At 73.0% G+C, this 9,335-nt stretch carries 8 protein-coding genes and 1 pseudogene; 4 read left to right on the plus strand and 5 right to left on the minus strand.

Features of this window, described 5'->3' with window-relative positions:
- The first annotated feature begins 426 nt into the window (after window positions 1–426).
- Together AB8Z36_RS22295 and AB8Z36_RS22300 are read left to right on the plus strand one after the other, a co-directional pair.
- The gene (locus AB8Z36_RS22295; protein WP_369215138.1) at window positions 427–972 is read left to right on the plus strand and encodes a TetR family transcriptional regulator; all 546 of its coding nucleotides are present in this window, start codon (window positions 427–429) and stop codon (window positions 970–972) included.
- A gap of 33 nt (window positions 973–1,005) precedes the next feature.
- Window positions 1,006–1,527 carry a GNAT family N-acetyltransferase gene (locus AB8Z36_RS22300; protein ID WP_369215131.1) on the plus strand — a complete coding sequence of 174 codons (522 nt, stop codon included), beginning with the start codon at window positions 1,006–1,008 and terminating at the stop codon, window positions 1,525–1,527.
- Window positions 1,528–3,071: 1,544 nt separating this feature from the next.
- On the opposite strand, the gene AB8Z36_RS22305 is transcribed toward AB8Z36_RS22300, so the two are convergent.
- Together AB8Z36_RS22305 and AB8Z36_RS22310 are read right to left on the minus strand one after the other, a co-directional pair.
- On the minus strand, window positions 3,072–3,545 hold the full coding sequence (locus tag AB8Z36_RS22305) for an NUDIX hydrolase (RefSeq protein ID WP_369215132.1): 474 nt from the start codon (window positions 3,543–3,545) through the stop codon (window positions 3,072–3,074).
- Between the two features lie 482 nt (window positions 3,546–4,027).
- Complete coding sequence (locus AB8Z36_RS22310) at window positions 4,028–4,402, minus strand: VOC family protein (protein ID WP_369215133.1); 375 nt, start codon at window positions 4,400–4,402, stop codon at window positions 4,028–4,030.
- Window positions 4,403–4,621: 219 nt separating this feature from the next.
- On the opposite strand from AB8Z36_RS22310, the gene AB8Z36_RS22315 reads away from it, so the two are divergent.
- Complete coding sequence (locus AB8Z36_RS22315) at window positions 4,622–5,398, plus strand: oxidoreductase (protein ID WP_369215134.1); 777 nt, start codon at window positions 4,622–4,624, stop codon at window positions 5,396–5,398.
- A 47-nt stretch (window positions 5,399–5,445) separates the two neighbouring features.
- On the opposite strand, the gene AB8Z36_RS22320 is transcribed toward AB8Z36_RS22315, so the two are convergent.
- Complete coding sequence (locus AB8Z36_RS22320) at window positions 5,446–6,348, minus strand: LysR family transcriptional regulator (RefSeq protein WP_369215135.1); 903 nt, start codon at window positions 6,346–6,348, stop codon at window positions 5,446–5,448.
- Complete coding sequence (locus AB8Z36_RS22325; protein ID WP_369215136.1) at window positions 6,345–7,520, minus strand: ABC transporter substrate-binding protein; 1,176 nt, start codon at window positions 7,518–7,520, stop codon at window positions 6,345–6,347. The genes AB8Z36_RS22320 and AB8Z36_RS22325 overlap by 4 nt, the downstream gene beginning before the upstream one ends.
- A gap of 566 nt (window positions 7,521–8,086) precedes the next feature.
- Between AB8Z36_RS22325 and AB8Z36_RS22330 the strand changes: the two genes are divergently transcribed.
- Window positions 8,087–9,217 carry an MFS transporter gene (locus AB8Z36_RS22330; protein WP_369215137.1) on the plus strand — a complete coding sequence of 377 codons (1,131 nt, stop codon included), beginning with the start codon at window positions 8,087–8,089 and terminating at the stop codon, window positions 9,215–9,217.
- On the opposite strand, the pseudogene AB8Z36_RS22335 reads toward AB8Z36_RS22330, so the two are convergent.
- Window positions 9,186–9,320: pseudogene (locus AB8Z36_RS22335) on the minus strand (rRNA adenine N-6-methyltransferase family protein); the annotation flags it as partial. The gene AB8Z36_RS22330 and the pseudogene AB8Z36_RS22335 sit on opposite strands and share 32 nt — an antisense overlap.
- Between the last annotated feature and the right edge of the window lie 15 nt (window positions 9,321–9,335).

Below are 9,335 nucleotides of genomic sequence, written 5' to 3' on the forward strand. Positions count from 1 at the left end.
GGACCGCCGTCCTGGCGGCTCTCGTGCGTATGGGCCGGGCAGCGGCGGTCCGGGTACCGGCGGTCGGGGTGTGGGCGCGTGCGCGCATGATGCGGCTCCTTCGATGGCGGTGGGGCGCGAACGACGGGGGTGGAGCGCGAGCGGGTGAGATGTGCCGTGTGGCCGCAGGGGCGGCGTGGCGGCACGGGCGTCATGAAAGCACGCTTACTGAGTACTTAGTAAGCACTCGCGCGCAACTTCTTTCGCGGCGATCACGCCCCGCCTAGACTCCGGCAGGTGAGCACGGACAAGGCGGCGACGACCGCATCCCAGGCCGGTGGGCCGAGCGGATCCCAGGCCGGTGGACCGACCGCGTCCCGGGCCGGTGGACGCGGTCGGCGCGGGCGCAGCCCCGCCGCCCAGGAGCGCCACGACGAGATCCTCGGGATCGCCATGGAGATCTTCGCCGCGCGCGGGTACGGGAAGGCGTCCCTGGCCGAGATCGCCGACCGCGCCGGGCTGACCCAGGCCGGTGTGCTGCACTACTTCCGTTCCAAGAGCAATCTGCTGACCGAGGTCCTCGACCTGCGGGACGCCACCGACATCGCCGACCTCGGCTCGGCGCGCCCGCGCGGCCTGGCCTTCCTGCGGCATCTGGTCGACACGGCCCGCCGCAACGCGCGACGCGAGGGAATCGTCCGTCTCTACACGGTGCTCTCGGCGGAGAGCGTCACTGACGACCACCCCGCCCAGTCCTACTTCCGTGCCCGTTACGCGGGTCTGCGCGGCCTGGTGGCCGAGGCGCTGGCCGAGGCCTGCGAACTGGGGGAGGTGGAGCGGCACCTGGACATCGCCGCCACCGCCAACGCGATCATCGCGGTCATGGACGGGCTTCAGGTGCAGTGGCTCCTCGACCCGGCGGCGGTGGACATGGCCGCGTCGACGGAACGCGCCATCGACGCCCTGCTGAGGAGCCTGCCCGGCGACGCGTAGCGGTGTGTCCGGCGCCGGTGGCAGACTGCGTCGATGATCGATGACCTTCCTTCTGGACTGACGGCACGACAGCTCGCCGAGGACGACCATCTTCCGGTGCTCGCGGCCGTCGACACGTGGTGGGGCGGGCTGAAGGGCGAGAGAGGAACCCTGGAACGCACGCTGCTCCTGCCCCGGTTGTACTTCCAGCACTTCACCACCACCAGCTTCGTCGTCGAGCGCGACGACGGTCGCGGAGAGCTCGCCGCGTTCCTGGTCGGCTTCCTGTCGCAGACCGACCCCGAGTCCGCCTACGTGCACTTCGCCGGTGTCGACCCCCGCCTGCACGGGCAGGGCGTCGGACGCGCCCTCTACGACTCCTTCTTCGCGCTCGTGCGGTCGCACGGCCGCCGGTACGTGCACTGCGTCACCAGCCCGCAGAACACCGCCTCGCAGTCCTTCCACGCCCGGCTCGGCTTCACCGTGTCGGCGGTGCGGCCGGACTACGACGGCCCCGGATTCGACCGGGTGACCTTCAGCATCGACCTCGCCGGACGGCCCGGCCCCGCCGCCTGACGTACGCATGTCCGCCCCGGCAGGGCCCGTCAGAAGGCTGACGGGCCCTCATACGGCGACGAGCCCCGGCGGACACCGGCCGGGACCAGTTCGCCTCATCGGGCCGCCGGGCCCGGTGACTGCCCCCGGAGGCGGGGGTACGCTCCGCAGTCCAGCCCCGCCGGGAGTGTGCAGGCGCGTACCCGGGACCGGGGCAAGGGGGATGCCATGCGTGACGCGAGCCTTCGTGCTGTCAAAGAACGGGCCGCCGACCTGCTCATGACGCTGCCCGGGGTCACCGGCGTGGGCATCGGCGGGCGGGAACGGGGCGGTGCTCCCACCGGTGAGCTCGTCCTGAAGGTCTTCGTCGAGCGCAAGCGGCCCCCGGCCGAACTGGCGGCAGGAGAGATCCTGCCGACCCACTTCGAGGGCGTCGCCATCGACGTGAGCGAGCTCGGCGTGGGCCATCTGGAGGTCCTCGCGCCCGCGGTGCAGGCGGCGGCGCCTCCCGGCATCGTGCCCGGGGCGCCGCTGACGCCGGACAACGACACCGACGAGGAGCGCTACCGGCCGCTGATCGGCGGCGGCCGGGTGCAGAGCGACCTGACCGGCGTCGGCGCCGGGACCCTCGGCTGCTTCCTGCTGCACCCCACCGACCCGGACAAGGTCTACGCGCTCACCAACTACCACGTGGTGGTCGGCAAGGGGAAGAACCGCCCGGACGCCGTCGCCGGTAGCACCCGGGCCGGGCAGTCCGAGGCCAAGTCGAGGCCCACGAAGTGCTGTTCACACATGTTCGGCACCTACGCGGCGGGCAGGCCGCTGACCGTCGTACGGGACGCGGCGCTGATCCAGCTCGACGCCGGGATGGAGTACCGCAAGGAGATCATCGACATCGGGGTGGTCACCGGGACGCACACGATCACCGACGCCGAGGTGAGGACGGCCCGTTACGCGGTGCGCAAGCGCGGCGCGCGGACCCGGCTGACCGGCGGTGTGGTCGAGGCCATCGACACCACGCACACCATCGAGGACGGGATCGCGAGGAACAACGTCACCGTCGTCAGGCCCAACCCCAACGTCGCCGTGCGCCCCGGCAGGCCCGTGTACGTCTCCGACGGCGGGGACTCCGGCAGCGTCCTGGTCAACGATGCGGGCCAGGTGGTGACGCTGCACTACGCGGGCATCTTCGTCGCCGCGCAGAAGGTGAACAAGAGCCTGTCGCTGCCCATCGAGCCGATCCTCGCCTCGTTCGCGGCGGAGGGCCTTCCCGTCGTGCTGGCCGTCGGCACCACCCGGGTCCTGGTCTTCACCGTGCCCGGAGCCACCACCGTCGCCCTGCCCCAGGAGTTCGTGCCCGCGCTGCCCGGCGTACGCGGGGCAGCCCTACTTCGTCCACGAGGAGGAGGTCCCGCGCGCCGGAACCAAGGTCTCCGCCGCCTACAACCGCACCCGCACCCCGGACGGCCACATCGTCGTCTGGTACGGCATCACCCGCACCACCGGCCGCGGAGAGGGCTCCAGCGCCCTGGAATGGGACCGCCTGACAGACCGCCCGCCCGGCGTCAGTGCCGGATGAGCCTGCCGACCGGCACGGGAGGGACGTGGCCGGTGGGCGGGGCGGACCCGGCCAGGGCGAGGCCGATGTCCACGAGCGAGGAGCGGCTGAGGCGGACCACATCGGGGAGGGGGGTCCACACCGACTCGGCGGTGTCGCCGTTGGGCTCGGGGCGCAGCCGCCCGCCGGTGACGCGGACCTGGTAGAAGACGCCGACGTTGTGCAGCTCCGGGCTGCCGGGACGACGGCGTTCGGCCGCGGGGATCACCCGTGAGTCCACGCCGAGGAGACGCTCCACCACGGCGTCGAGGCCGGTCTCCTCGGCGACCTCGCGGATCACCGCGTCGAACGGGTCCTCCGCGTGCTCGACCCTGCCGCCCGGCAGCGTCCAGGTCTTCGCACCGTCCGGCCGCACGGCATGGGCGAGCAGTACCCGTCCGTTCTCGACGCACACGGCGTACGCCGCGAGTCGCAGATCCATTCCCCGAGGCTATCCACACATCCGGCGCGCCCCCGTCGCGTCACGTGCGGTGTGATGTCGGCAACGTAGGGGCGCCCCTGATCAGAAGAGGCTTCCGATCATCACGATCGGCCCTCTACCCTTCGAGACGGACGCGAGGCTCCCGAACCCCGAGCCGCTGACGCCCGTCGAGCGCTGGAGCCGCACCGCCGACAGCACGGCTCCAGCCTTCCGCCCTCCGTGCGAGCCCGCGAGGCACACCCGCAACCCTCGCGATCGCCGCCAGAGGGCACCTCGCGCGAGGAACCGGCCGAGGGGGAGCCTCGGCCCCTCGCGCAGCCCGGTCGCCGCCGTGCCGCCCATGCGCGGCGGCGGCCGTCCCCTCAAGCCTCCCACCGCGAGCGGGACTTGTCCGCAGTCTGCGCCACCTCGGCCGGGAGAGCGCCGCGTACGCCGTGGTGCGTGCGGCGCGCGCGACGGAGGGCTCGGGGCCGCCGGGCCGCTCAGGCTCCCGGGAGGAAGAGGCAGAACAGGTGGCCATGCGGGTCGCGCAGGACGCGTACGTCCTTCTGTGGCTGGTGGTCCTCCAGCGTCGCGCCGAGCGCGCAGGCCCGCCCGGTCTCCGCCTCCAGGTCGTCGACCTGGAGGTCCAGATGGGCCTGCATCTGCTGGGCGTCCGGCCGCTGCGGCCAGACCGGGGGAGTGTGGTCGGTCTCCAACTGGAAGCTGAGACCGGGGCGTTCCTCCTCAAGGGCCCGCAGGCGCACCCACTCCGGGCCGCGCTCCACCTCCTGCCAGCCAAGCAGGGCACGGTAGAAGTCGGCGAGCGCGGGCGGATCGGGAGTGCCGAGAACAAAGGCACCAAGGGTCATCGTCATGCCCTCACTGTGCCCCCGGCACCTCGTGCCACGCATCCCCGGACGTCGCGACGGGGGCCTGCCTGAGTTCCCCACCGGGGATTCCCGCAGGGGTTTCCTATAGGGGTTTCCTATAGGGCCCGCTCATATTTCGTCTTTGCCCCGCCTTCCGCTCCGTATCTACGGTTGAAGCGCTCATTACGCCGAGCAGGCGAAAACACACGGGAGAGGAACGGTGGCATGACCACTGTCGTAAACGAGCCGGGAACGACGGCACACGAATTCGCGGGAACGCGGGCCCTGGTGACGGGTGGTTCCCGCGGGATCGGAGCGGCCGTCGTGCGCCGCCTTCTGGAGGCGGGCGCGCAGGTGCTCACGACCGCCAGGTCGGCGACCGGCGCGGTGCCCGAAGGGGCCCACTTCGTCGAGGCCGATGTACGGACACGGGCCGGTGCGCGGGCGCTCGCCGCCGCCGTGCGGAAGGTGCTCGGCGGGGTGGACCTCGTGGTCCACAACGCGGGAGGGGCGCGGCCGCACCAGGGCGCCCTGGCCATCTCCGACGAGGAGTGGGAGGACGCGCTCGCCCTCAACTACCTGGCGTCGGTGCGGCTGGACGCGCTGCTGGCGCCGGGGATGCGGGAGCGGCGTTCGGGGGCGATCGTGCACGTGTCCTCGGCCGCGGTCCCCACCTCCGCGCCTCCGTTCCTGCACTACACGGCGGCGAAGGCCGCCCTTGAGAACTACAGCCGCGGGCTGTCCCTGGAACTGGCGCCGTTCGGCATCCGGGTCAACACCGTCTCGCCCGGCAGGACCGCGACGCCCGGCGGCGAGGCGACGCGGGAACAGTGGGCGCTCCTGGACGCGGGGCCGGGCCAGGACGACACGAGCCCTCCGCTGGGGCGCGACGGGCAGCCCGACGACATCGCGGACGCGGTGCTGTTCCTTCTTTCCGACCATGCGGGCTGGCTGACCGGAAGCAATATCTTCGTGGACGGCGGTGAATTCCCCCGGGCCTGATTCCAGGAGTATGTGACTTATTCCGCTGATATTCCGGAGCGGAGCGGTCAAGGTGTCCGGAGGGATGAGAGGAAATCGGGCCCGGACCAGGTTTCCTTGCGCAGGAGTTCCAGCAGGGCGGTCTCCGCCGGTCCCGCGGCCTGCCGGAGCACGGCGATGACGGGCTGGGACACGGGCGGGAACACCGGTCGTACGAGGTGCTCGTGGCCGAGGGGCACGGCGGAGGCCGGGACGAGCGTGGCCCCGAGGCCGTGGGCGGCCCAGCGCACGGCCGTCGCCGTCTGGGAGACGCGGGCGGCCGTGACCGGGCCCGGGCCGTTGTCCCGCAGCACGCTCAGCAGTACACCGTCGAGCGCGCAGTCCCGGTCGAACCGCACCCAGGCCTCGCCCGCCAGGTCCCGCAGCTCGATCCGCTCGGCGGCGAGCCGCGGGTGCCCGGCGGCGAGCACCACGACGAACTCCTCGTCGCCGAGGTGATGGGCGTCGTCGGGGGTCTGCTCGCACGCGGCCATCAGCGCGAGGTCGAGCACGCCCCGGCGCCCCAGCCGCTCCAGCTCGGCGGAGCTCGGCTCCTCGAAGACGGTGACCTCCAGGCGCGGAAACCGGCGCCGCAGCGCCCCCAGCGCGGCGGGCAACTGGCGTGTCCCGAAGCCCATCTGCACCGATACCACCAGCTCGCCCACCAGCTCGTCGGCGCCCGCCCGCGCCGTCGCCCTCGCGCGTCGCGCGGCGCTCACGGCGACCTCCGCCTCCCGCAGGAACGCCCGGCCGACCACGGTGGGCACCAGCCCGCCCGGCGTACGGGCGAACAGCCGCACCCCGAGTTCCCGCTCCAGGGCACGGATCTGCTGGGACACCGACGGCTGAGCCACATGCAGCACCTCCGCCGCCGCCGTCACGGACCCGGCCTCGGCAACGGCCAAGGCGTACTCGTACTGCCGCAGGCTCATCGGCTCATGCCCCTTCCCCGGGCGGACCGGCGTCCATCGGGCCGCTCGTGCTCGTCCTGCCTGAGTACCCGGAAGCGCTGCGGGTCCGCCGGGTCGCGGTCGGTGACCTGGACCGGTGGCCAGGCCCACTGCCAGACGGGGCTGCCCGGTGTGCGGGAGAACCGGATCGTGCCTCGGGTGCCTTCGACGGTGAGGTGGGGCCAGGCCTCGGCGAGGGGTGTCCGGTCCGCGCCGTGGGCGCGGAGTGCCCCGGCGAGGACGGTGAGGGTGTCGTACCCCTCGAAGGCCACGAAGGAGGGCGCCTCGGACAGCCGCTCGCGCAGGGCCGACTCCACCCGTGTGCCGAGGGGCGTGAGCCGCTCCGGGAGGTAGCGCAGGAAGGGGATCGCGGCGCCGTCCCTGCCCAGGAGCCTTGCCCACGCGGCGAACTCCGGCTGACCGGCCGGGGCGCCGATCAGGACGTCGGCCAGGCGCCGGTCGCCGCGGACCGCCCGGACGAGGGAGACGGCGGGCTCGGGCTGGCCGGTCAGGACAAGGAGCGCCGTGGCACCGCTGTCGGCAAGCTCGTCGCGGAGCGCGGTGGGGGAGAGGGCGCTCGCGTGGAGTTCGGTGACGGTACCGCCGTGCGGGGCGAGATGCTCCCGCAGGATGCGGGTTCCCGCCGCCCAGTAGGCACCGGCCTGGGTGGCCACGGCGATGTGGTCGTGGCCCGCGTCGAGGAGGAAGTCCGCGTAGATCCGCCAGCCGTGGGACTGCGCGGGGCACAGGCGCGCCACCCAGGGGGTCGGCCGCTCGGTGAGCGCGTCGAACACCGCCGACGAGCACAGGAACGGCAGCCCGAGCGCGTCGGCCCTGGCGGCGGCGGTACGGGCCACGACGCTGTGATACTCCCCGGCGAGCGCGGCCACACCGCTGCGGGCCAGCTCCGCAACGGCCGCCGCGGCCTTGTCCGGGTCGGCCGCTGTGTCGCGGACCAGGAGTTCGAGCGGGCGTCCGGCGATCCCACCGTTGTCATTGATGTCACGGACGGCCAGTTCGCATCCGGCGAGCAGATGCCGGCCCGCCTCGGCCCAGCCCGGCGGGGTCAGCGGTGCCAGCACACCGATGCGGACCGGTGAGGTGCCGGTCCCCTCGGGCGGGGGCGGCGGTGCCGGTGTGGTGGGTGTGGTCATGTGCTGGCGTCTCCCTCGGATTCCTCTTCGCCGGGCGGCCGTCCCGTGGCGCGGAGGGCTGGTCCAAGCGGCCTTCGCGCACCGGCCGCCTCAATGATCATGTTGGCCATTGCATACACCTCCATCGTGTTCCGGCAACCGAATTCCCTCCGGCGGTCGGCTCGATGGGGTGAGCGAAGCGAACCGGACGCCGGTGCCCCGGCGGTGGACACGGTGGGAACCGGCCATCCTCCCCCCTGAGGCGGGACTCAACCAGGTGAACCACAACGGGTGTTGACGGCCCGTCGGTGCGCGGCGACCCCGTGTGACCCGGCCGTTGGCACGCCCTCGTCGGCGCCCCTCGCGTCACACTCGTCACTCACGTCACACCAACCCCGCAGGCCGCCCCGGAACCCACGCCTCCCCTTGGTGCCGACATCAGGCCAACCATCCGACCCGCCCCGCACCGCGCTTTTCGGCCAGGGGCTTCGCGACCTTGTAGCTCGCTCGGAGCGCTGGCTACGATCCCGCTCGTTTCACTTTCTACACATCTCTGCACAGCTACTTCATCTTTGTGGGGGACGTGCGTGGAGTCATTTACGCAGGCGGGAACGCCGGATCACCGTGGTGGATTACCGCGGCCCCGGCTGTTCCGGGGCCGCCGCGCATCCTCCGGTTCCACCCCTTCCAAAGGCGCCTCCACCCCCTCGGGCGGCACGTCCGCACGCGATTTCCGCCTCTTCTGGTGGGCCAACGCCGCCGACGCCCTCGGCACCCAGGCATCCGGCGTCGTCCTGCCGTTGCTGCTCCTCGGTCTCGGCCACTCCGCGCAGACCGCCGGGCTCGTGGCCGGACTCTCGCTGGCCGCCGGGCTGCTGCTCGGGCCGCTCGCCGCCGTCCCCGCCGACCGGGGCGCCCGTAAGACGATCATGTTCTGGTCGGCCGCCGTCTCCGCGCTCGCCATGGGCTCTGTCGCTCTCACGCTCGCCCTCGGACACCTCACCCTCCCGCACCTCCTCGGCGCCGTCCTCGTCGAACGGTTCGCCACCGCGTGCCACGAGGCGGCGTCGCGCGGCACCGTGGCCCTGGTCTGCCCGCCCGACGACCAGCCCCGCGCCGTCGCCCGGCTCGCCGCGGCCGACCAGGGCGCGCTGATCCTGGGCCCCGCCTTCGGAGGCGCCGCCTACCAGCTCTCCCGCGCCCTGCCCTTCGTCGCCGACGCACTCTCCTACGCCGTCGCCGCCTGCTGCGTACGGGCCATGCGCACCGACCTGAAGGCCTCGGCGGAGTCCTCCGGCGACGGGCTGCTGCGCGAGGCCGCCGCCGGGCTGCGGCTGGTGCGGCGCGAACCGCTGCTGCGCCTCGTGCTGGTGTGGATCGCCCTGGTCAACGGAGTGGCCGTGGCGCTGTACTACGCCGCCGTCTTCGCGCTGGAACGTTCCGGCACCGGCGCGCTCTCCCTCGGCGTCGTCCTCGCCGTCTCCGGCGCCGCCGGTCTCGCCGGATCGCTCGCCGCCCCCAGGGTCGCCGCCCGCGCGGGCGCCCCCCGGGCCCTCCCCGCCGTGACCTGGCTGCTCGTCCCGCTCACCGCGAGCCTCGCCACCGCCGCGGGACCCTGGACCTACGGCGTCCTGCTCGGCGCCATCTGCCTCCTCGTCCCGCTGCCCGCGGTCGTCCTCCAGGCGCGCGCCCTCCTTGTGCCGGCAGGCGCGCCTTGACGGTCGCGGGCAGCGCCCCGGCGAGCACGTCGTCGATCTCCACGGCGGTGACGTGGGAGGCGGTCTCCAGAAGGGCCAGCGTCAGGGAGCCGAGGCCGGGCCCCGTAACCTAATGGGG

Origin of the sequence: Streptomyces flavofungini (assembly GCF_041028215.1) — a bacterium.
GTDB lineage: Bacteria > Actinomycetota > Actinomycetes > Streptomycetales > Streptomycetaceae > Streptomyces > Streptomyces flavofungini_B.

Bases quoted from the DNA above. Each gene is read 5' to 3' on its own strand.
- AB8Z36_RS22325 (WP_369215136.1), bottom strand. From the start codon at position 7,520: ATGACCACACCCACCACACCGGCACCGCCGCCCCCGCCCGAGGGGACC.
- AB8Z36_RS22300 (WP_369215131.1), top strand. From the start codon at position 1,006: ATGATCGATGACCTTCCTTCTGGACTGACGGCACGACAGCTCGCCGAG.
- AB8Z36_RS22305 (WP_369215132.1), bottom strand. From the start codon at position 3,545: ATGGATCTGCGACTCGCGGCGTACGCCGTGTGCGTCGAGAACGGACGG.
- AB8Z36_RS22320 (WP_369215135.1), bottom strand. From the start codon at position 6,348: ATGAGCCTGCGGCAGTACGAGTACGCCTTGGCCGTTGCCGAGGCCGGG.
- AB8Z36_RS22310 (WP_369215133.1), bottom strand. From the start codon at position 4,402: ATGACGATGACCCTTGGTGCCTTTGTTCTCGGCACTCCCGATCCGCCC.
- AB8Z36_RS22315 (WP_369215134.1), top strand. From the start codon at position 4,622: ATGACCACTGTCGTAAACGAGCCGGGAACGACGGCACACGAATTCGCG.